General features: G+C 36.1%; 23 protein-coding genes. All 23 read left to right on the top strand.

The window, feature by feature from the left end; all coding sequences use genetic code 11:
- The first annotated feature begins 5 nt into the window (after positions 1-5).
- Positions 6-1,280 (top strand): glycosyltransferase family 4 protein, encoded by a 1,275-nt coding sequence (locus tag D0S24_RS14345; RefSeq protein WP_117020555.1) that lies wholly within the window; start codon positions 6-8, stop codon positions 1,278-1,280.
- Between the two features lie 584 nt (positions 1,281-1,864).
- Entirely contained in the window at positions 1,865-2,503 is a 639-nt protein-coding gene (locus tag D0S24_RS20935) for an O-antigen ligase (protein WP_147321463.1), read from the top strand.
- Positions 2,500-3,711, top strand: a complete 1,212-nt coding sequence (locus D0S24_RS14335; RefSeq protein ID WP_117020553.1) for a glycosyltransferase — start codon at positions 2,500-2,502, stop codon at positions 3,709-3,711. Before D0S24_RS20935 ends, D0S24_RS14335 begins: the two co-directional genes overlap by 4 nt.
- A 4-nt stretch (positions 3,712-3,715) precedes the next feature.
- Positions 3,716-4,399 (top strand): acyltransferase, encoded by a 684-nt coding sequence (locus D0S24_RS14330; RefSeq protein WP_117020552.1) that lies wholly within the window; start codon positions 3,716-3,718, stop codon positions 4,397-4,399.
- A gap of 127 nt (positions 4,400-4,526) precedes the next feature.
- Entirely contained in the window at positions 4,527-5,603 is a 1,077-nt protein-coding gene (locus D0S24_RS14325; protein WP_117020551.1) for a hypothetical protein, read from the top strand.
- Between the two features lie 5 nt (positions 5,604-5,608).
- A complete protein-coding gene (locus D0S24_RS14320; protein ID WP_117020550.1) occupies positions 5,609-6,613 on the top strand; it encodes a polysaccharide biosynthesis protein in 1,005 nt (334 codons plus the stop codon).
- Positions 6,613-7,041: a WxcM-like domain-containing protein gene (locus D0S24_RS14315; protein WP_117020549.1), complete on the top strand. Its 429-nt coding sequence runs from the start codon at positions 6,613-6,615 to the stop codon at positions 7,039-7,041. Before D0S24_RS14320 ends, D0S24_RS14315 begins: the two co-directional genes overlap by 1 nt.
- 157 nt (positions 7,042-7,198) lie before the next feature.
- Complete coding sequence (locus D0S24_RS14310; protein ID WP_117020548.1) at positions 7,199-8,332, top strand: NAD-dependent epimerase/dehydratase family protein; 1,134 nt, start codon at positions 7,199-7,201, stop codon at positions 8,330-8,332.
- Positions 8,333-8,550: 218 nt separating this feature from the next.
- A complete protein-coding gene (locus D0S24_RS14305; protein WP_251795793.1) occupies positions 8,551-8,958 on the top strand; it encodes an endonuclease domain-containing protein in 408 nt (135 codons plus the stop codon).
- Positions 8,959-9,096: 138 nt separating this feature from the next.
- Entirely contained in the window at positions 9,097-10,233 is a 1,137-nt protein-coding gene (wecB, locus tag D0S24_RS14300; protein WP_117020547.1) for a non-hydrolyzing UDP-N-acetylglucosamine 2-epimerase, read from the top strand.
- A 4-nt stretch (positions 10,234-10,237) separates the two neighbouring features.
- Positions 10,238-11,446 carry a glycosyltransferase family 4 protein gene (locus D0S24_RS14295; RefSeq protein ID WP_117020546.1) on the top strand — a complete coding sequence of 403 codons (1,209 nt, stop codon included), beginning with the start codon at positions 10,238-10,240 and terminating at the stop codon, positions 11,444-11,446.
- 141 nt (positions 11,447-11,587) lie between these two features.
- Positions 11,588-12,202, top strand: coding sequence for a sugar transferase (locus tag D0S24_RS14290; protein WP_117020545.1), 615 nt, complete (start codon positions 11,588-11,590; stop codon positions 12,200-12,202).
- A complete protein-coding gene (locus tag D0S24_RS14285; RefSeq protein WP_117020544.1) occupies positions 12,180-12,788 on the top strand; it encodes a formyltransferase family protein in 609 nt (202 codons plus the stop codon). Before D0S24_RS14290 ends, D0S24_RS14285 begins: the two co-directional genes overlap by 23 nt.
- 14 nt (positions 12,789-12,802) lie before the next feature.
- Positions 12,803-13,921, top strand: coding sequence for a glycosyltransferase family 4 protein (locus D0S24_RS14280; protein ID WP_117020543.1), 1,119 nt, complete (start codon positions 12,803-12,805; stop codon positions 13,919-13,921).
- A 13-nt stretch (positions 13,922-13,934) separates the two neighbouring features.
- Positions 13,935-14,951, top strand: a complete 1,017-nt coding sequence (locus D0S24_RS14275) for a GNAT family N-acetyltransferase (protein ID WP_117020542.1) — start codon at positions 13,935-13,937, stop codon at positions 14,949-14,951.
- A 19-nt stretch (positions 14,952-14,970) separates the two neighbouring features.
- Positions 14,971-15,801, top strand: coding sequence for a glycosyltransferase family 2 protein (locus D0S24_RS14270; RefSeq protein ID WP_117020541.1), 831 nt, complete (start codon positions 14,971-14,973; stop codon positions 15,799-15,801).
- Between the two features lie 50 nt (positions 15,802-15,851).
- Positions 15,852-16,907 carry a peptidoglycan bridge formation glycyltransferase FemA/FemB family protein gene (locus D0S24_RS14265; protein WP_117020540.1) on the top strand — a complete coding sequence of 352 codons (1,056 nt, stop codon included), beginning with the start codon at positions 15,852-15,854 and terminating at the stop codon, positions 16,905-16,907.
- The gene (locus D0S24_RS14260; protein WP_117020539.1) at positions 16,904-18,154 is read left to right on the top strand and encodes a GNAT family N-acetyltransferase; all 1,251 of its coding nucleotides are present in this window, start codon (positions 16,904-16,906) and stop codon (positions 18,152-18,154) included. Before D0S24_RS14265 ends, D0S24_RS14260 begins: the two co-directional genes overlap by 4 nt.
- A 175-nt stretch (positions 18,155-18,329) precedes the next feature.
- Positions 18,330-19,334 carry a GNAT family N-acetyltransferase gene (locus tag D0S24_RS14255; protein ID WP_117020538.1) on the top strand — a complete coding sequence of 335 codons (1,005 nt, stop codon included), beginning with the start codon at positions 18,330-18,332 and terminating at the stop codon, positions 19,332-19,334.
- Positions 19,335-19,428: 94 nt separating this feature from the next.
- Positions 19,429-20,586 carry a GNAT family N-acetyltransferase gene (locus D0S24_RS14250; protein ID WP_181938104.1) on the top strand — a complete coding sequence of 386 codons (1,158 nt, stop codon included), beginning with the start codon at positions 19,429-19,431 and terminating at the stop codon, positions 20,584-20,586.
- 13 nt (positions 20,587-20,599) lie between these two features.
- Positions 20,600-21,820: a GNAT family N-acetyltransferase gene (locus D0S24_RS14245; RefSeq protein WP_117020536.1), complete on the top strand. Its 1,221-nt coding sequence runs from the start codon at positions 20,600-20,602 to the stop codon at positions 21,818-21,820.
- A 15-nt stretch (positions 21,821-21,835) separates the two neighbouring features.
- Positions 21,836-22,987, top strand: coding sequence for a GNAT family N-acetyltransferase (locus D0S24_RS14240; protein WP_117020535.1), 1,152 nt, complete (start codon positions 21,836-21,838; stop codon positions 22,985-22,987).
- Positions 22,988-23,008: 21 nt separating this feature from the next.
- The gene (locus tag D0S24_RS14235; protein ID WP_117020534.1) at positions 23,009-24,214 is read left to right on the top strand and encodes a GNAT family N-acetyltransferase; all 1,206 of its coding nucleotides are present in this window, start codon (positions 23,009-23,011) and stop codon (positions 24,212-24,214) included.
- The last annotated feature ends 33 nt before the right edge of the window (positions 24,215-24,247 follow it).

Below are 24,247 nucleotides of genomic sequence, written 5' to 3'. Positions count from 1 at the left end.
CTTAAATGAAAATTCTTTGGGTAACAAATCCAATTTTCCCAGAATTATCAAGGGCCATGGGCTATGCTACACCCGTGATAGGTGGCTGGATGTATGGCTTGGCAAAAGATCTTTCCCAAACAGAAGATATCAGCCTTACCATTGCAACTTCACGCCCCAATGTCAAGGTACAGCAACTTACCATTAATGGTATAGAATATTTATTGCTCAATGGTCAGAAAGTCAATACGCAATATGATTCATCTCTAGAAGTTGAATGGAAAAAAACAATTGAAAAGATACAGCCTGACCTAGTACATATTCATGGCATCGAATTTGCGCATGGGCTAGCGTTAATGAATGCTTGCCCCAATCTAAATTATGTTATTTCCATTCAAGGCCTGGTCAGTGTTATTTCTAGGTACTATGCTGCTGGTATGTCTAGGAAGGAAATTAGAAAAAATATTACAATATTCGATTACCTTAAAAAATCCAGTATACTTCAAGAAAAAAGGAAATTTGAAATCAGGGGACAAAAAATAGAAAAAAAATATTTACAACTGGCCAAACACATCATTGGACGAACACAATGGGATCACGATCATGTCATGACCACTAATACTAAGACTTTTTATCATTTTTGTAATGAAAGTCTGAGAGATGAATTCTATACTTCACCAAAATGGAAACTTCAAACTAAAAAAGATTATTCCATATTTTTAAGTCAGGCCTCCTATCCAATTAAAGGGTTACATCAGGTACTACATGCCGTTTATTTGTTAAAAAATCAATACCCAAATATTCAATTAAATATTGCCGGTGATGATATAACAAGAACATCTACTCTTGCCGAAAAATTAAGGCAAAACGGATATGGAAAATATGTAAAAGGATTAATAAAAAAATACGAATTACAAACCAATATTAACTTTTTGGGCTATTTAGACAGCCAAGCAATGGCTCAAGAATATTTAAAAAGCCATATTTTCATATGTCCCTCTAGTATAGAGAATAGTCCAAATTCATTAGGAGAAGCTCAGATACTTGGTGTACCTTGTATTTCATCATATGTAGGAGGAGTACCAGATATGATTAATCATGGAGAAAATGGTTTGTTGTATAGGTTTGAGGAAATCGAAATGTTGGCGCAACGAATAAATGAATTGTTTACTAACGACAAATTAGCGATAAAGTTATCAGAAGGAGGTATTAAAAGCGCCATAAAAAGGCATGATAGGACAGTGAATATGCAAAGAACATTGGATATTTATAAGAATATTATTTATATGAAAAACAACTAATATTCACTTAAGCCCGTGATAATCTCCAATTTACCAAAATCAGCATGAAAGCACTGTTTAACTTTATTAACTCCATTGGTTTTGTTTTATCAGGACTATTGGCCCTGTATTTATTAGATCCCTTTAATAAAGGCTTCCTCTTTGGCTATCTCTTGGTTATATTTATTATTTTAAAAATAAATTTTATCTCGAAGAACTTAGATGGTGATGTATTTCTGTTATCCCTATTTTCCATCATTTATGCCATATTCTATGCATTTGAGCCACTTGCAGGAATTCAATATATTGCCATCTACGCCTTGTTTCCACAGAGTTTTTATTTATTAGGCAAATACCTAGCGAGTAATACAAAAGACCCAAAAACATTGTTCGTAATTATGTTTTATATTGCCTCTATTTTCTCCTTTTCTGCGGTAACATCCGTTTTTCTCAATTTTAGGGAAGGTGGGTTTGCTCAACTTGACAGGACCATACCCATGTTCTGGAACAGCCAGCCTACCTCCGCCACCCTAATGGGAGGATTTTTAACTTTGAATATGTGTATACCTGCCATATTAATTTCAGGGTACAGGCAAATTTCCAATTTGAACAAGATAATTGCAACATTACTTTTTGTGATTTCATTAACATGCGCTATCCGATTGGGAAGTCGTACACAATTGGTCATTTTTCTGTTTACCAGCATTGTCTCCGTTATATATATATTTCCAAGACAAACCTATAAACAAAATATTTACCTATTAATCTTATTAACTGTATGCATCGGTTTTGTTTTAAGAAATGTATCCTTTGATTTAAATGCAGACTGGCTAACTACTTTTGCCGGCCGAATGAGTGGTGGGGTTGGCGAGGTTACCAGTGGCGGGGGCAGAACAGAAAGATGGATAAAATCATTTGAGTACTTGTTCACCCATCCATTGGGATGGGAAGCAAAAGAATTTGGTTATTCCCACAATATGTGGTTGGATGTACTTAGGGCTGGTGGTATTATTCCATTTATATTATTAATTATTCATAGTATTAAATCTTTCTTTCAAATTAAAAGAACCATTACCATAAGTAAGGCAAATATTTTATTAAATGGGCAAATACTTTTTTATGCCATTGCTTTCTTTTTATTATTTATGGTAGAACCAATTTTTGATGGATTATTTTCCTCATTTGTCGTCTTTTGCCTGTATAAAGGTATTGTAAATAAATACTACACCAATCTTAGCCAATGATAAAAATATTATATGTAAGCGCATCGTGTTCGGAAAAGGTTCTGGACTATATCTATGAGACTTCCATAAACAAACCGGAACAGGCGGCACAAAAATTCCACCGCTTGTTGACAAAAGGCTTTGCTATGAACAATGAACAATGTTCCATTGAAACCTTAAGCACCTTACCTGTGGTTCCCAGCAATCATAAAAGAAAAATATGGAACCTAGCCTCTGAGACCATTAAAGGATTAAAATTCAGCTATATTCCTTTTATCAACCTACCATATATAAAAAATGCCGGTATATTCTGTTATACCTTTCTAAAGGTATTTCTTAGGACACTTTTAATTCACAAAAAAAATAAAGTAGTTATTTGTGATGTATTGAACCTTACCGTCGCACTGGCTTCTTTTTGGGCTACAAGACTAACCAATACTACCTGTGTTGCCATTGTAACAGACCTTCCAGGGCTTATGGTGACCGGGAGTAGAGATAAAGATAATACAACCACCTCTTTATACCATAAGATCGTTTCCAAAATGATGACCGGGTTTGACCGATACATATTGCTCACAGAACAAATGAACCCAGTAGTAAATCCCAAAGGCAAACCATATCTAATCATGGAAGGACTTGTAGACCTGGAGATGGAAAAGTCTACAAACATTCTTGAAAGAAAAAACATTAAAAAAACCTTGATATATGCCGGTGGTCTTTATGCCAAATATGGGGTAAAGAATTTAATAGAAGCGTTTATGTTATTGGATGACCAAAATACGGAACTTCATCTATATGGTTCCGGAGAATTGGTCGAGGAAATGGATACCTATTTACAAAAAGATCCCAGAATCCATTTTAAGGGAATGGTTCCCAATAAAATAGTGGTCCAAGATCAACTGGCCGCTACCTTATTGATAAACCCACGTCCCACAAATGAGGAATTCACTAAATTTTCCTTTCCCTCCAAAAATATGGAATATATGGTTTCGGGGACCCCCATGATCACTACCCAGTTACCTGGAATGCCCAAAGAATATCATCCTTACGTTTTTTTATTTGAAGGGGAAAGTGTGGAAGGAATGAAGAACAGCTTAAAAAATATATTAAGCAAATCCAAAGAAGAATTGCACCAATTTGGTCAAGAGGCAAAAAAGTTCGTTTTAACCAATAAAAACAATCAAATTCAAGCCCATAGAATTTTGCAATTTCTAAAAGAAAACACCTAATCCTATGAAAAATAGAATTAAAGATTTAGTTAAAAGCAATATGTTTTTATTAAATATTGCCTTGAGGATTCAAAGAATTGGGTTAAAATTTAAAAAATCAGTGATTGGTAAAGGCAACAAAATAAAAAATCGTGGTGTCTCTATCAATGTAAAATATGATATTATTGGAAACCACAATCAAATAATTATTGAGCATGGGACAATAATGAGCAATATGACTGTTTTTATAAGAGGAGACCATCACCAACTGCGTATAGGTAAAAACGTTCAATTTAGCGGTGGCTCAGTTTGGTTTGAAGACCACCATTGTATCATAGAAATTGGTGCAAATACTACCATTGAATCCGCGCATTTGGCCATAACCGAACCAAACAAAAAAATTACCATAGGTGAAGATTGTATGTTCTCCAGCAACATAGAGTTCAGGACTGGGGATTCACATAGTATTATGGATACCTTAAACAATAGGCGAATAAATTACGCCCAAAACATTGAAGTTGGCAATCATGTTTGGATAGGGGCACATTCCATTATTCTAAAAGCAGTAAAAATAGGAAACAATAGTATTATCGGAACCAAATCAATTGTTACCAAGGACATCCCCTCTAACTCCTTAGTCGCCGGTGTCCCTGCCAAGGTAATAAAAAACAATATAGATTGGGTCCGGGAAAGGATATACGAAAATTAATAGTATCATTTTTTATTTTACCTTACACCTTGTAAAATTGCCCTTAAGGGGAATTATACACAAAAGAATATTATAATATATATCTTCGTATCCATTAATATTCTAAAATATAACAAATTTTACCACAATGCGGGTTGCCCTACTTTTTCCCAATAACCTTTTTACGTCCCCTTACCTAAAATATTACACGGACATTCTTAAACAAGAAAAAATAGAATATGACCTATTAATTTGGGATAGAGCCAATATTGAGGAAGAAGGTTGTATTGCTTTTAAATGTTCAGAAAATTCAAAATCAACTATTTCCAAGGCTCTGGATTTCATTAGATTCAGAAAATTTCTTATAAAGAATTTAAAAAATAAGAATTATTCCAAAGTAATTGTTTTTTCTGGACAAGTAGGGATTTTGATGGGGGATTTCCTGATTAAACATTATTCAAAAAGATACCTGTTGGATGTAAGGGATTTTTCACAACCAATGAAATATTTCAAAAGTAGATTTATTAAGGTTGTTCTTAATTCCAATTTTGTATGTATTTCTTCCAATGGATTTAAAAATTGGCTACCTCCAAAGGGAGATTATCTTTTAGGGCACAACATTGATATTTCTCTTGTCAGAAATGCATTAAGTAATTTCCCGTTTCGCGACATTAATTTTGATAGTAAAACAATAAAAATTAGTACCATAGGCCAGATAAAAGACTTCAATTCTGACGCCTTATTTATTGATCAATTGAAAAATGACAGCAGGTTTGAAATAGAATTTATAGGTTTTGGTCCAGCATTAAACGATTTAAAGAATAAAACAAATTCCGAACATATTGCCAACATAAATTACAAAGGACCTTATAAAAAATATGAAGAACCCTTCCTTTTAAAGGACTCTGATTTTATTAACATATTGATTAGTCGAACTGAATTTAACAAAGGCGCTACATTACTTAGTAATAGATTATACTTGTCCGCAATGTATAACATTCCTTGTATTGTAAATAAAAATACTGAACAAAGTAGGATCATTGAAAAATATAATTTCGGAATCATCGTTGATAAGTACGAAGAACTTCCTGATAAGTTAATGACTTATAAAGATAGTTTTTGCAAAGAAAATTTTTTAAACAATTGTTATAATTTTTTAAACGATGTAAAAACTGATTATTCCTTGTTTGAACAGAAGGTTACCAATTTTTTAACAGATAAATAAAATTTATGTTTAAGGATAAAACATTACTCATTACCGGGGGGACCGGTTCTTTTGGAAACGCAGTGTTAAACCGCTTTCTAGAAACCAATATCAAGGAAATCCGCATTTTCAGTCGGGACGAAAAGAAACAGGACGATATGCGGAACCAACTTAAAAACGAGAAGGTAAAATTCTATATCGGCGATGTTAGGGACTATAACAGTATAGCCAAGGCCATGCAGGGCGTAGACTACGTTTTCCATGCCGCAGCCTTAAAACAGGTGCCTTCCTGTGAATTTTTTCCTTTGGAAGCCACCAAGACCAATGTTTTTGGTACCCAGAACACCATAGATGCCGCCGTGGCCAACAAGGTAAAGCGCATTATCTGCCTGAGTACGGACAAAGCGGCCTACCCCATTAATGCCATGGGCATCAGTAAGGCCCTCATGGAAAAAGTGGCCGTTGCCGCCTCTAGGAATATCCCCAATGACGATACCATTGTCTGCCTTACCAGATATGGAAATGTCATGGCTTCCCGTGGATCTGTAATTCCATTGTTCGTAAAACAGATTAAGGAAAAGGCACCGCTAACGGTTACGGACCCCAAAATGACCCGTTTTTTAATGTCCCTGGAAGATGCCGTAGATTTGGTGATATTCGCCTTTTTGAACGGAAACCAAGGGGATCTCTTTGTTAATAAGGCCCCGGCAAGTACCATTGGCGATCTGGCCCAGGCCATTAAGCAAATTTTTAATTCCGATAGCGAGGTAAAAGTGATAGGTACCCGGCATGGCGAGAAGCTCTATGAGACCCTATGTACCCGGGAAGAAATGCAAAAAGCCGAGGATATGGGCGAGTTTTATAGAATTCCAGCAGATAATAGGGACCTTAACTATAGCCGATACTTTTCCGAAGGGGAAACCGATATCAGTGCTATTGAAGACTATCACTCCCATAACACGGAACAATTGACCAACGAAGCCCTTAAAAATACCTTGTTGAATTTAGATTTTATTAAAGAAAGTCTTTAATGGTCCAACCCATCAAAATTGAAGGAGCTACTTTTTCCGATACCCGTGGAAAGATGAAGTTTTTCAACACCTTTGATATGGCCCAAATTGTTCGTCTCTACGAGATTTCTCCGGCCTCGACAGAAATTGTTAGGGGCTGGCAGGGACACTACAAAGAAAAAAAATGGTTTTATTGTTATACCGGTGCCTTCGTTATAAATACCATCCATTTTGCGGACAATGATATTCCGATGAACAATAGAATACCACAAAGATTCGTTTTAAATGAAAATTCCCCTCTAATATTGGAAGTCCCGGAAGGAAATGCCACGGCATTTAAATCCCTCGAAGATGGCTCCAAATTAATGGTTTTTTCCAATTTTACATTGGAAGAATCCAAGAACGACGATGTTAGATTTCCGTTGGAAAGATGGAATGCCGAGTGGTAACAGGGTTGAAAGTTGTAAGTTCAAGGTTCAAGGTTGAAAGTTGAAGGTTGTTCAAATTATGAAAGGGACCCAGAACAATATAACTTGACAATTTTTTAACTTTTTAACATAAAATACAATTAACCCCAATATAACGAACATTAAGAAATTTAAACGTGTGAAGAAAATAGGAATAACCGGACAGGCCGGATTTGTAGGCAACCATTTATATAATACCTTGTCCCTGGACAACAGCATAACCTTGGTTCCTTTTGAACGTTCTTTCTTCGGAAATAAGGAATTATTGGCCAATTTTGTAGGGGAATGCGATGTAATTGTACATTTAGCGGCAATGAACAGGCATGAAGATGCACAAGTTATCTATACTACCAATATAGAATTGGTGAACCACCTTATTGAAGCCTGTAGAACAAAGCAGGTGCAGCCCCATATTGTATTCTCCTCCTCCTCCCAAGAAGAAAAGGACAATCTCTATGGACGTTCCAAAAAGGAAGGCAAGGAAAAACTTGTTCAATGGGCACGGCAAGAGGGTGCCAGGTTTACTTCCCTGACCATTCCCAATGTTTTTGGCCCTTTCGGAAAACCCAATTACAACTCGGTGGTGGCTACTTTTTGCCATAAGATTGCCCATAATGAAATCCCCACCATAATAAACGACAGCGAAGTAGGCCTTATCTACATCAACGAATTGGTGGAGATATTTATCCGGTCCATTAAAGATTCGGAAAACCCAGGTGGCGCAGATGGAAATATCCAGGAATTAAAAATTGCACCCACCAAAAACATTAAAGTATCCAAAATTTTAAGCTTGTTGCAACAGTTCAAATCCGATTATATGGAAAACGGCATTTTCCCCAATCTGGACCGGGACTTTGAAAAAGCACTTTTCAATACGTTCAGGTGTTATGTTCCAACAGCGCATTACCCTGTTAAATATAAAAAAAATACGGACAATAGGGGCAGCTTTGTAGAGATTGCAAGAACCCAAACAAGTGGCCAATTTTCATATTCCACGACCGTTCCGGGAATTACAAGGGGCAATCATTTTCACACCAGAAAGGCCGAACGATTTGCCGTGATTAGTGGGAAAGCCCTTATTCAACTAAGAAAGATCGGAACAGATGAAGTATTGAATTATTATTTGGACGGAGAAGAACCAGCTTACGTGGACATGCCCATATGGCATACCCACAATATAAAGAATATAGGGGATACGGAGCTTATTACTTTGTTTTGGATCAATGAGCCCTATAATCCGGAAGATGCCGATACTTACTTTGAAGATGTTTAATTAGTGTATGGTAAATTTGCCAAAATATCAAAAACGATTCCTTGCCCCGGCCCTAAAGCCCGCCTGTCCGCCCGTTCCGGTACGGACGGGAACGAAGTAGTCGGGCAGGGGAGGGAATCGTTTTGCAAATAATTTTGAAACAGCAATCAATATTATGGAACGTTCTTTTCCGCACCCTTTAGGTTTGGGGAAAAGAACGAGGAATAAAACGTTTTGTCATGAAAAAAGATAATCCATATTATGATGAGAGTATGTGGAAAGGTGCTAAACCAGATACATTTGCAAAGGCTCAGCACCTAAGGGAACAAATGACGGAAACCGAAATTATACTTTGGAACAGACTAAAAGACAATAAAGAGGAAGGATATAAGTTTAGGAGACAACATCCTATTCATAAGTTTATTGTTGATTTCTACTGTCATCAAGCAAAACTAATTATTGAAATCGATGGTAAATACCATGAATCAGACCATCAAAAACAATATGATCTGGATCGCAGTAAAATATTAACTTTTCAAGGATTGAAAATTTTACGCTTTACTAATGAAGAAATCATGAATGATATAGAGAATGTTATTAAAAAGATAAAACAAAATATCAAAAACGATTCCTTGCCCCGGCCCTAAAGGGAGGGAATCGTTTTGCAAATAATTTTGAAACAGCAAACAATATTATGGAATGTTCTTTTCCGCACCCTTTAGGGTTGGGGAAAACGGAAAAGAACGAGGAATAAAACGAATAATCAATATTTAAAAAAATAACCATTGAAAAAGCTTAAAGTATTAACCGTTGTGGGGACACGCCCTGAAATAATTAGATTGGCCTGTGTTTTAAATGCCCTTGATGCCAATGAAGCCATTGACCATACCTTGGTGCACACCGGCCAAAATTATGATTATGAACTTAACGAGATCTTTTTTGAGGATCTGGGCATAAGAAAACCCGATCATTTTCTGAATGCTGCCGGTAAAAATGCCACGGAAACCGTGGGCAAGATCCTTATTGCCATAGACCCTATCCTGGAGCAACTGGCCCCTGATGCCTTTTTGGTTTTGGGCGATACCAATTCCTGTTTATGTGCCATTCCTGCAAAAAAAAGAAAAATCCCTGTTTTTCATATGGAGGCAGGCAACCGTTGTTTTGATCAACGTGTACCGGAGGAAACCAACCGAAAAATTGTAGACCATATTTCGGATATAAATTTAACCTACAGTGATATTGCCAGGGAGTATTTATTAAAAGAAGGTTTATCGCCAGATCGGGTAATTAAGACTGGCAGTCCCATGTTCGAGGTATTGGGGAATTTTAAAGCAAAAATTGAAGCTTCCGATGTTTTGGAGAAACTGCAACTTGAAAAACAGAAATTCTTTGTGGTATCCTCCCATAGGGAAGAAAATATTAGCAACCCTAAAAACTTTGAGGGACTAATAACTTCTTTGAACCTCATTGCCGAAAAATACGATTACCCCATAATTGTTTCTACACATCCAAGAACTAGAAACATGCTGAATGAGAAAAAGATAGAAACACATCCCAATATTCAATTCCTTAAACCTTTGGGGTTTTCGGATTACAATGCCCTTCAATACCATTCCTTTGCAGTCCTATCCGATAGTGGCACCATATCTGAGGAATCGTCCATTTTAAATTTCAGGGCCCTTAATATAAGGGAGGCCCATGAAAGGCCAGAAGCCATGGAAGAGGCCTCCGTAATGATGGTAGGCCTTAATCCGGAACGTATTATGCAAGCCTTGGCAGCCTTGGAAGTCCAGGAACGAAACCCAAATAGAAATTTTAGACCGGTTGCCGATTACTCCATGCCGAATGTGAGCGAAAAAGTGGTGCGCATAATAATTTCCTATGTAGATTATATTAACAGGGTTGTTTGGTCCAAATCATAAAATTATGAGAGTTATATTTTTAGGGCTGGCAGTTCCCAATATGAACGAATACCACAATATGTTTACCGAACTGGTGGTAGAATTCAGAAACAATGGCCATGATATTATGGTGGTTGCCCCCACCTATGATGAAACGGTATTTGGAATGCAGATAGAGGACGGTATTCCCACCCTGCGGGTACCCACACTGGAATTGTTCGGTGTCGGCAAAATTCAAAAAGGCTTGGCTACCCTCCTACTCCCCTATCAATATAAACGCGCTTTAAAAAAAGCTAACATAGATTTAAATTTTGACCTGGTAATGATGCCTACGCCTCCCATTACCCTGGTAAATGTAGCCAGTTGGTTGAAACGGAAATACGGTTCCAAAATGTATTTGATCCTTAGGGATATATTTCCGCAAAATGCGCTGGACCTGGGCATGATGAACCCCAAAGGACTGGCCTATGCCTATTTTAGAAAAAAGGAAAAGGAAATGTATTATGCATCGGACTATATAGGATGTATGTCCCCGGGCAATATAGATTATGTAAAAAAACACAATCCCGAACAGGATGCCAGCAAATTACATCTATTGCCCAATTGGGCATGGCTTCAACCTAATTTAGAGGAACAGGAAATTATTAGGATAAAGGAGCAATATGGCCTTTTGGACAAATTTATCGTTGTTTTTGGGGGCAATATTGGTAAACCCCAAAAAATGGAAAATATAGTGGCACTAGCCAAATCCTGTATTACCAATAAGGACCTCTTTTTTTTGATAATCGGCGGCGGGAACGAAAAAGAGCATTTGGACAAGATGATTTTACAAGAAAATTTAAGTAATGTAAGGGTAAAGGACTTTTTAAGTAGGGAAGAATTCTTTAAAGTTTTACAAATTGCAGATGTAGGTCTAATTTCGTTAAGCGAGCATTTCACCATACCCAATATACCCTCCAAATCCTTGGTCTATTTTAATGCAAAGGTACCCATATTGGCATCAGTAGATTTGAACACCGACTTCGGCACCCACCTGGAAAGCATAGGGGCGGGTCTTTGGGCCGAAGCTGGAAAAACGGAAATACTGAAGGAGAAACTAATGCAATTGTACAACAACCCGGACAAAAAAAAGGAAATGGGCGAAAATGGGTATCAATACTTTAAAAACAACCTTTTGGCTTCCATGGCCTATGAAAGGATATTTACCCAGGTTACCGCACTAAAGAAAACATAAAAACGAACGGGCATTATCGGGATTAAATGTCACTAAGTGGGCAAAAAGGCCATTAATCCATTTAATTGATTGGTTCGTCCATGAAACAATTAAAGGACAAAAAATAAATACGTACTTTGTATATCTGAAAGATAATTATAAATGTATAAACACTTCTTAAAACGGATACTTGACTTTTTGGTAGCCATAATTATGTTGAGCCTATTGAGTCCAATTTTTGTATTACTAACTGTTCTGTTATACATTTTTAACGATGGCCAGGTGTTTTTTCTTCAAAAACGGCCAGGAAAAAATGAACGTATTTTTAGTATCATCAAGTTTAAGACGATGAACGACAAAAAAGATGCCGAAGGCAATCTTCTCCCCGATGGCGATAGATTGACCACCGTGGGCAAAATCGTTAGAAAAACTTCCATGGACGAAATTCCACAACTGATCAATATCCTCAAAGGGGACATGAGTCTGATCGGACCACGCCCCCTCTTAATACAGTACCTGTCCGTTTACAATGAAAAGGAAAAAAAGAGACATTCCGTATTACCCGGCATCACAGGGCTTTCACAAGTTTCGGGGAGAAATAGCCTAGCTTGGGACGAGCGCCTGAACATGGATGTGGAATACGTGGAAAACATGTCTTTTTTGCTTGATCTAAAAATTTTTATTAAGACTATAAAAAATGTTATCACCTCCAAAGATGTAGCAGTTGACTCCTTTACCGTAATGCCGACCTTAGATGAATACCGCAGAAACACTTAACTGGGCCATAATGGTCTCCAGATGGGGCAGAAACGCCAAAGATGTAATTATGGCGTATTCCCAAGGTGCTTTAAAGCGTTCCAACATTAAACTCCTTATATACGAAGCGGAACCATGTGGGGCAGCGGATGCTGCAAAACTGGCGGGGATTGACACAGTCCGAATATTAAGAGGGGACTATGAAAACAGGGAGGCCTACCAAAGGAGGATATTGGATGAACTAAATTATTACAAAATAGATTATGTATTGTTATTGAGTTTTAAATATGTCATTAAACAGGAACTTTTAAATGCCTTTGAACATCGGATTATTAATATTCATCCATCCCTATTTCCAAGCTTTTTAGGGACCCATACGGCAATACAGGAGGCATTGGATTATGGGGTGCGTATTTCAGGGCTTACCACCCATATCATTGATGAGGAAGTGGACAGAGGAACGATATTGTGCCAAGAGCCGATTAAAATTAAAGAAAGCGACACTTTTGAATCCATTTATCCAAAATTTGGAAAAAAAGGTAAAAAAATAGTCCTGGACACCATTGCACTGATAGAAAAAAAACACTTCAAAATTAACCATCAATAGTAATCCCAAAAAATTTGAAAATCCTTTTCTTACTCAGTAGAATTGAAAAGAGCGGTGTAACCCTAAATACGCTCGACTTGGCTCAGGGTTTGGTCAACCAGGGCCATGAATTATTGCTGATCACAGGTGGAATAACGGACAGTGATAATGATTACTTGGTTAAAATTGAAAATGATTTTAAAAATATTGGGACGGAAATCAAAACTTTTAAAACTCCCAAGGGCAACATTTTAAATAAGATCGTAATCTCCATAGGGGCCATTTATCAGATTTTAAAATGGATGCGCCAACTTAAACCTGATGTAATCCATTCCCAGTCCCCCTATATGACCTTTCTACCCTGGCTGTTAAAAAAACCGTTTATCACCACGGTTCATAATGTGCAATTGGTAAAAAACCTCAAATATAAGAATCCAACAGAATTGATCGCCATAAGTAGGGAGTCCAAAGATTATGCGATAAAGACCTTGGGAGCCAAACCCGATACCGTTTCAGTAATATGTCATGGGGTATCAAGGAGATTTGCCGATATAACCCCCGAAAAGGACTTATCACTTTTGAAAAGCAAATACAATATTCCGGAGCATAAACTAGTTATAGGATACGTAGGCAGGATAACCAAAGATAAAGGACTGGATGTATTGATAAAGGCAGTGGAAAAACACCTTCCGGAAACCACGGCCAATAACGTGCATATGGTATTCTTGGGAGATTATTGGTTACCATCCGATGAAGTATGGTTAAAAGAAATTATGGACAGGTCCATTTTGCGAAATTCAATTAGTATAGTGCCCTTTCAAGACCCCAAACCATTCTATGAACTGTTCCATATTTTTGTGCTTCCCTCCAAATCGGAAGCATTCGGGCTGGTAGCCATAGAAGCCATGATGAGCAATTGTTGCACTATTAGAACCGACACCAATGGGGCGCTGGACCAGATTGAACACGGAAAGGATGGTTATATCTTTTCCAACGGCAATGCCAAAGCGTTGGGAGACATCCTACAGACCGTTATAGAAAATAGGGAACTAAGGGATTCTATTGCAAGCAATGGAAAGTTAAAGGCTTTGGAGAATTTTACAATAGAGGCCATGACAAAAAAAACCTTGACCATATATAATAAACTGATTTAACATATTTGGATACATGCTAAATATAATAACAGAAAAGAACGATTGGGAAAAAGTACTGGAGCAGCTAGGTGTTTTCGACTTTTACCACACTTATGACTATCATTATCTATCCAAAAACGATGGGGAGAAACCAGTGCTCCTGGTCTATAATAAGGATAATCTTACCATAGCCCTTCCACTGTTGGTTCGCCAAATATTTGATACGGATTATTTTGACGCCACCTCTGTCTATGGTTATGTTGGCCCTTTAAGCAACAATACTAAGGAAACCCAAGACTTTAAGGAATATCAAAATTGTCTTAACGAGTATTTTAGAAGCAATAGGATTATTGCCGTTTTTTCACGACTCAATCCCTATATTCCCCAGCAGGCGGAAATTCTATCCGGTATTGGAGAGGTAAAGCCGATAGGGAATATAGTAAACATAGACCTTACCCAGAGCCTGGAACAGCAACGATCTGCCTATAGAAGGGATACCCGTAGTAGAATAAATAAGGCCAGGAGGTTATGTACGATAAGGAAAGCCGAAAGTAGGGAAGACATTAAGAGCTTTATCGACATCTATTTGGAGACTATGAGGAAATTGGACGCCAATACGTCCTACTTCTTTGACGAAAATTATTTTTTTAACTTTTTAAAATGCAAAGGTTTTAAGACAGATATTCTTTTGGCCATGCACAATGAGAGCAATAAGGCTATTGCAGGGTCTATGTTCGTAAAGACCAACGATATAATTCAATATCACCTTTCCGGTACCAAAACCGAGTTTTTGAACATTGCGCCCGCTAGGTTATTATTGGATGAAATGCGCCTTCTTGGTTCCGAAGAAAAGTATACCTATTTCAATCTTGGTGGAGGTTATCACAGCAAGGAAGATGCATTGTTCAATTTTAAGTCCTCCTTTTCCAATGACATAAAACAGTTTAGCGTTTGGAAAGTTGTAGTGGACGATAATATATACGGCCAACTAAAAAAAGATGCCAATATAGGCGAAACCGAATTTTTCCCGGCGTATAGAGCCCCTAATTAAGAATCTAAAAAATACGTAAATGATTATTTTTATTGTACCGATCAAGAGTTCACAGATTTCCTCCAACTGGGAAGTTTTTTCCGTTTTGGTGGAAAGGACCATGAAATCTATTTGCCAACAGACCAGTGACAATTTCAAGGTAGTGGCAGTATGCCATGAAATCCCCAAACTTAATTATCAGCATCCCTCACTAGAATTTATTCAAGTGGATTTTGACCCCCCTACTCCCGAAAACATACAAAAACTTCAGTCCGATGATCCGCTGAACTACAGAAATGCCGCCAAGGAGGCGGACAAAGCGAAGAAAATAATGTTCGGGATAGCGTATTCCAAAAAATATAGGGCATCACATTATATGGTAGTGGATGCCGATGACTGTATTAGTAACCGTATTGCCAAGTTTGCAGAGGAGGATAACAGTAATGTTCCCGGTTGGTTCTTTAAAAAAGGATACATCTATAACGAGGGCAGTAATTTGATTTTCCTAAACAAAAACACATTTAACGTATTGTGCGGGACCTGTATCGTTATACGCTCGGAATTCGTTGACCAATTGTTACAGCAAAAGCCATATCCGCTCTTCAATCATGATTTTACCACGCTGGGTTCTGGCGAAAAAATGCTGCCTTTACCATTCCCGGGAGCCATTTATAGTATAGGGAACACTGAAAATTATTGCAGCACCCCGGAGGCCGTAAAAAAAATGAACTCCTATAGTTTCCTTACCAAGGACTTTTTTGAAAATATTATCCGAAAATTAATGAAGTACAGGCTAAAGTTTGTAACCAACGGGCTCCGAAAGGAATTTGGTTTGACCAAATTGGATTTCACTTCGGTTTTTAACAAATAACAACCCCTATTGCAACCTTGTTCAAATTCGTATTAAAAAACCCCTACTAAGTGATCGAAATCATTAGAAATAAAAACCAATGGGACGCCACACTTAAAATGGTGGATATCTACGATTTCTACCACACCTATGATTATCACCAAATATCCAAAAAGGAAGATGAACAAGCAGTATTGGTCAAGTATTCCGAAAAAGATACGATAATTGCCATTCCTTTATTATTACGGGAGATAACGGGGACCCAATTCCATGATTTTACCTCGGTTTATGGATATGCCGGGCCCCTTACCAAGAACATTGACAATACTTTTGTCAATGCCCATTTCTTAAAGGAATTTAAGGAATATTTATTGGATAATCATATTATTTCGGTCTTTTCCAGGCTAAATCCCTTTATACCCAACCAAGAAATTTGTTTAAGAAATTTTGGTGAAATATCTACCATGAGCCACATTGTGAATATAGATGTAACCCGAAATTTGGAAGAACAAAAACAAGCATATTACAAAAGACTAAAGACCCATATCAACAAGGCGCGCAGGAAATGCTATGTAAGGATGGCAGAAAGCAAAGAGGACGTATTGGCATACATTGAACTTTATTATGCCAATATGAAACGGGTAAATGCAAAAAAGGAATATTTTTTTGATCACAATTATTTTTTCCAACTTCTGGACTCAAAGGATTTTAACGCAAGAATATTTTTGGCCATTGAAAAGGAAACCAACGGTATTATTGCCGGTGCCATGTTTATTGAGACCAACAAGATTGTGCAATACCACCTATCCGGATCCGACTTGGAACATTTGAATCTGTTCCCGATCAAATTATTGATAGATGAAATGAGAATAATTGCCGGTCGGGAGAATTGTAAATTTCTGAATCTTGGTGGGGGCGTGGGCAGTAAGGAAGATTCCCTATTTCATTTTAAATCCAGTTTTTCTCAAGACTTTAAGAATTTTACCATTTGGAAATGCGTAAGCGATATTGAAAAGTATGAGGCTTTAATCGTAGAAAAAATGAAGCCAAACTGTGGTAATTTCGTAAAAGGTTGCAGCCATTTCTTTCCATGCTACCGTTGTAACGGGCTAAATAATACCATATGAAAAGAAATCCGTTTTCCTCGAAAGCGTATATCAGGACATGGCTTACACATTTTAATTCAAACGGCCCTGCTATTTCTTTTCCCTTTTTAAAGGGAGCATCTTTCTTTAAGTATCCCTTTTTTCCTTTATATATCAATATTGGCAGAAATCTAACAAAAGGCATAAGCTATTCATTATTCAATGAAAACATAACAAAGGAGGCCGAAAATAAAGTACTCCTCATCTATGATGTTCCCGAACATTGGAACAACCCTGAAAACAATACCATTAACGAAAAGATTGCGATTGAAAGAATCCCGCAATATCCCGGTTTTTTAATAGACCTAAAACCGTATAAAGATCTGGACAGTTATATGGTCCAAACCTTTAAAAGAAGTAGCAGGTATAAGCTTAATAAATATAAAAAAAAAATAGAGTCCTGTTTTAATATAAATTACAGGATGTTCTATGGGGAAATCAACCAGGAAGAATATGAGATCATTTTTGACGAATTTGAAACCTTACTAAAAAAACGATTCCAACAAAAGGGAATTACGAATAATAATTTAGACCCTGCGGAATGGAACTTTTATAAAGAAGTGACCTACCCCATGATCTTGGAGAAGGATGCCGCCCTGTTCGTAACCTATAGTGAAAATCAAATTATTGGTGTAACCCTAAATTATGTTACTAACAATGCGCTCATTGATGCCATTACGGTTTTTGATATAGACTACTCAAAATTTAATTTAGGTTCCGTAAACATCATGAAACTGATTGAATGGTGTTTGGAAAACCAATTTGACAAACTGGATTTTTCAAAAGGATACTTTGATTATAAAAAAAGGTGGAGCAATATGGAGTATAGGTTTGAGTACCACCTTATCTATAATAAAAATGCCATACTTCCCAAAACCATTGCCTTTGCCATTAAGAATTACTTTATTGCAAAACAATTTTTGCGGGATAAAAAACTGAACGACAGGATCCATAGATTTAAATTCTTGGTAAACAAAAGTTACACGAAGCAAAATATGGATACGGGATTTTCATTCGAAGACCAGATCGAACTTTCAACCGACTACCAATTAAAGGAAGTCTTTTTGCCAATAGAAAACAACCACTCGCTAAAAATGGCCCTTTTCGAATACGTATATCTCAATAACGAATCTATTAATGACCTAAGGACATATAAGGTTACCAATTTAGAGGACACCTATATATTTCAGACCGGAAGTAAAACAACAAAAGTACAACTGCAACGTTAAATTACAAAATACCCCCTAAGGTACTTTGAAGTGGTAATAAGCTTATTGTTCCAAAACAAAGAAGATGATCATCCCCATGGTACACTAATGCGTATTGGACAACCACATTATGCTTGCCCTATTGTGCCAATAATGTATGATATGGTTATAAAGAAAATGGTAAAAAACAATTAAAATGGACACTGTAACCCATACAAAGCCTAAAGGAAACAAGGAAGTGATTTCAAAATTAGGGTTCCTATACTCCATTTTTGTTAAAAACCATATTCCTGCCTACTATCAGGAAACCATTGTTAATACGCTCGATAATAATCGTATAACATTGCCCATAGAACCGCTGCCAATAAAAGAAAATAATGGGGTAGTTATAGTTCCCAATATACCTGATTATTTAAACGTGGCCCTTAAACAGGGAAAAGTTGGTGTTCACTGTAAAAGGGTTAGACAATATAAAGGATACTTGGTGCATTTAAAAGCGGGCATAGACTGCAAAACTTATCTTTCAGGGCAACTGAGCAAAAGGAACATTAAGAATTTATATGCCAAACAACGAAAACTGGAAACAGGACATAAAATTTCATATATCTTTCATTACGGCGATATCACAAAAGAACATTACGACTATCTTTTTTCAGAATTTTTCACCATGCTTAAAAGAAGGTTTTTGGAAAAAAAAATGTACAACAGCAACTTGCTGAATTGGAAGTTTTATTACGATTTGGCCTACCCAATGATACTGGAAAAAAAAGCTTCCCTATTTGTTATTTATGATGGGGAAAAACCAATTACCATGACTTTGAACTTCCTTATGAAGGATATTGTTTTTAGCTATATACAAACCTATAATATAGACTACTCCAATTACAATATGGGAGACATTAGTATGGTTAAACATATTGAATGGTGCAAGGAAAATAATTTTTCCGTATTTGACCTTGCCATGGGACAAACAGATTACAAGCTGAAATGGTGCAATCAGGTATATAATTTTGAACATCACCTGTTTTTTAATCCGAGTTCTTCATTATCACGAATGAAATATTACATAATATCCCAAAAAATACGTTTAAGGCAATATCTGCGTGACAAGGATATTATTGGAAAAAAGTTCCAAATGGATAAATTTTTATTTAAAAGACGGGTTAAAAGATTGAACAATTTTAATTGGAAGGAATCTTGACCCAACCTACCTATGTACGCTTTTCCGAATTATTATAATAAATTATATCTAGGATGAGGTTATGATTTCTTTTAAGTTGAACAAATTAAATTTCTTGACTATCTTTTTGGAGAACAGGCCCTTAAATTCCTTTTATTCCAGCATTACCAATGTATTTTCAGGACAAGTAGAGTTCAGAAATGTTTCCACTACCCGGTCCAACCCGAAGAACATTACAATAGTCAAGGACGTACCAGAGTATCTGGACGCCCAAATTAATGAGGATTCCGGTTGGAAAATAAGAAAATTGAAAACATTTAAAGGAAGTCTAATTAACTTAAACAACTACAAAGACGAAACAGATTATTTATCAAAAACTTTTAGCAGTAGCAGAAGGTCCAAATTTAGAACCAATCAGAAACGCCTAGAAAAATGTTTCAATATTTCCTACAAAACCTATTATGGCGATATAGATAAAGAGGAATATGAGTCTTTGTTCGATAAGTTTCTTGAATTCATAAATAGGAGGTTTGATCAAAAACAGCTCATAAATGATGACTTGGTCCGATGGAAGGTTTACCGGGACATAGCCTATCCATTAATTCTAAGCAAAGAAGCTTGTTTATTCGTTATCTACGATGGCGATAAGCCGATCAGTATTAGCTTTAATCCTATTCATGGAAAGACTATTTTTGGATATATCCGCGGATATGATATTGATTATGGAAAATTTTATCTTGGTTTTACGGATATCATCGTTCAACTACAATGGTGCTTTGAAAACAATTTTACCACTTTTGACCTATTAAAGGGAGAATATGAGTACAAATCCCAATGGACGGATACCCAATATTATTTTGAAAAACATCTTATCTTTAATTCTTCCCTACTGCTAACAGCCCTAAGGGCCAGATTGATTATTTTCAAAATTAAAACCATGTATCTTTTAATAGACCTATTAAAGAAATGGAATTTTCATATTGTTTTGGGAAATATACGATCCTATTTGAGGCGGCCAAAAATGGATACAAAGAATACGATTTCCAAAGTCGAAATCCGTATAGACAATGATCCGGAGCCATCCAAAACATGCAATGGAATTATAATGGACATCTCCGATAGTAGTATAGCCCATATAAGAATGCACATATACAACTTTTTATATCAAAACCAAGAATCAATTAACAATATAGTGGTACTAAGCCTGCTTGATCCACCAAATTCATTTCTCATTAAGGGGATTAAAAATAGTCAAAAAATTACGGTAAACTAAACAAGCCAAAAGTATGAATCCTTCGAAACCTGGAACAAAAGTTGAACAGCTTCATTTTTTTGAACTTTTTTTGGCCCTACGGAACTTGGAACCATTTTATACCAAAATATACAATTCATTTTCCAATAAAATTATTTACGACAAGTGTATTGCCCCTGAAAACTATTTCATTAAAAAAACAGTCATCATAAAGGATGTTCCCGATTACTTAAAAGTTGAAATTCCTAATGAAAAAGACGGCCTAAAGATAAAAAAGGTCGGCACATATGAGGGATATGCCATTAATATCCAACCTTATGGCCATATTAATGATTACCTATCCGAAAATTTTGGAAAAGCGAGCAGATCTAAGCTAAGGCGATATCAAAACAGACTGGAAAATTGCTTTAACATTACATATAAAATGTACTATGGCGAAATTACCAAGGACGAATTTAATTTTCTTTTTAGTGAATTGAGGCGAATGCTCGAAAAACGCTTTACCCAAAAAAAGGAAGACAATTATGAGCTTCAGAATTGGGAAAAATATCAAAATTTAATATTCCCATTGATCAATGATAAAAAGGCCTCCGTATTTGTAATTTACGACGGCCCCAAACCTATAGATATCTGCGTAAATTTAATCTATGACAAGATCGTATATTCCAGCCTCAGTAGTTATGATATCGACTACGCTACTTTTAGCATGGGCTCTATAGATATGATAAAATTGATAGAATGGTGTATTGACAACAAATTTGAAACCATAGATCTACTCAAAGGGTATTACTATTATAAACAAAAATGGATCAACAAAATCTACGGTTATCAAAATCATTTTATATACGATTCCTCTTCATTAACAACAGTAATCTTTGCCAATTTCAAAGTGGTATCCTCCAAATATTTCTATCTTTTATTCCAATTGTTAAAACGATGGAAATTTGATGTGTTATACCACCGGTTTAAAAGAAAATTATATAAACCCAATTTACCCGAAATAGATGTAGACGGAACAAGTAGTATAAGACCAATTCCAGATAGTGAAATACCACCACAAGAGGAATTGAGTGAAATTGACTTGGACAATTCCAATTATAATTATATCAAGAAAGCGCTTTATGACTTTTTATATACAAGCCACGAATCCATAAATACCGTAAAAGTATTTGAAGAAAAAAAAGTAAAAAATGCTTTTATTTTTAAGGGAAAATTAAAAAATATCGAGGTAGCTTTTACAGACCGGGCGAATTAATAGAAAAAGGGATTTATGAGGATACAAAAAATCGACTTATTTGTGGAATTGTTCGAAAAGGAACATGGCCTTCCTGAAATTTATGCGGACTTGGATTTCGATAAAAAAAACATATCCCCGGATTCACATGCTATCCAAAAAAACTTTTCCCCAGTGTATTACCTGAAATTTGTACCGGACTATTGGGTGTTTCCTTTGATCAACGAATCTCTTTTTAATTGCGAGAAATTGATCCACGTTAATGGCTATTCCATTAAACTGGATAATGTCTCCGATGTTACTACCTATATAAAAAATCAATTCAAATCCAACGCCAAAACAATTCTGAGGTATGTAAGTCGACTTGAATCCTGCTTCAACATAGAATACAAAATGTATTACGGCCAGATCCATAAGAGCAACTATAATCTTATTATGGATTCTTTGTATGATATGATGCAGAAAAGGTTTGGCCAACTACAAATTAACAATGATAGTGACCCAAAATGGGAACACACCAGGAGCATACTTTATGATCTAATTCTAAAAAAAAGAGCATCCTTATTTGTCATCTATTCCGGTTCAAAACCTATAGAGATTTCCATCAATTATCATTATAAAGGCATCCTTTTTAGTTCTATTTCATCATACGACATTGACTATTCCAAATTTGGACTTGGACATGTCGAAATTGTCAAGCAATTGGAGTGGTGTATGGCAAACAACCACAAAATTTTTGAAATGGGCAGGGGAGATTTGGACTATAAGCGCCGCTGGAGCAATCAGATCTATAATTTTGAGCATCATATCGTTTATAAAAAAAAATCTCTCTATGGTAAATTATGGAGTATTGGACTAAAGTGGATACACCTACTCAAATTATACCTCAAATCAAAAAACATTGACCAGGTCTACAAGAAAATTAAAAGTAGACGCACACATAATAGAGATATAAATATTAAAGGGAACGATTATAAGGTTGAAATAGTGGAATCAATCCCATCCGATAATAATATGGAGGTTATTGATATTCACAGCGAAGCCAATTCGTTTCTAAGAAAACATGTTTATGACTTTCAATATTCCCATTTGGCACATGAAACCCAGGTGGAAATCTTTAGTTTGGAACATGAAAAAACTTATTTCGTAAAAGGGGATAAAGCCTGTATAAAAATTTATTTGGAATAACCATATTCAAAATAATCCATTATGCCAAAATATCCCATGGACTTTTATTTTGACCTTTTTGAGAAAGGCACGTTTCCGACAGTGGTAGATAATGTTTTCTATTCCAGTGACAATAGTGAAATGCAAAGGCCCCAAGAAAGTCCTGATACTACTATGTTAGATGTGAACGGTTTGTTTTACATAAACCATGTCCCCGATTATCTTGACCTAAAACTTAAACCAGGCTACCGATCCAGAATATTCCCTTTAACAAAGGGATTTATGGCCGATTTAAGCGCTTATGTGGATATTTCCGATTATTTGAAAGCGAACTTAAAGCCTAGACTAAGAACGGCGGTTAAAAGCAACATTCGGCGCTTGGAGCTAAGTTTTAACATAACATATAATGTTTTTTACGGTGAAATTGGTCAAGGGGAATATGATTCATTAGTAAACTGTCTATATCACTTTATCTTAAGAAGGTTTGATGAACTCCAGGAAGAAAATGCCAGGATTGATGAATGGGAAAGATTTCACCAACTATTCCTTCCGTTGATCAGACAAAAAAAGGCGTCACTATTCGTTATATATAATGATGGAAAACCCATAAATATATCATTGAACTATCATTATGATAAGATTTTCTTTTATGCCATACCTGGATTTGATATTGATTATTCAAAATTTGGATTGGGCCATATTATGTTGTACAAACAAATTGAATGGTGTTTCCAGAACAATTACAAACACTTTGATATGAGCATGGGGGATCTGGATTACAAAAGACAATGGTGCACGAACGACTATTATTTTGAACGTTATTTAATTTACCGGCCTACATCCATACCTGAGTTAATTTTGGCGCAAACTATAGTAGTTAGTAATAAAATGAAGCTTTATTTGAAGTCCAAAAATATTCATTTGATATATCATCGATTACTTCGATTCATAAAAGGTATAAAGCCTATAACCAAAAAGGAAACATCACCGGAATTAAGAAATACCCAAGCACATACAATACCTTTGGAAAGTGTTGATCTGAGAAATTATACCCTACATCAAATCGATTTCAAAAATGAAAAATACGCTTTTCTTTTAAGGCATTTATATGATTATTTATTCACCCAACAATTACCGATAAACGACCTTATAGTATACGAAATTCAGCCCTATAGGGAATATATTCTTTATGGTCCCGCAACGAAGCTCAAATTAATTCTGTCGGCGGCCCAACCCCTTGGCCATTAATTCGCCGCAAAAAAATAATGGACCTTCGGAAAC

The sequence above is a fragment of the Arenibacter sp. P308M17 genome (assembly GCF_003426735.1).
GTDB lineage: Bacteria > Bacteroidota > Bacteroidia > Flavobacteriales > Flavobacteriaceae > Arenibacter.
This window is presented reverse-complemented; position numbering and strand designations above follow the sequence as displayed.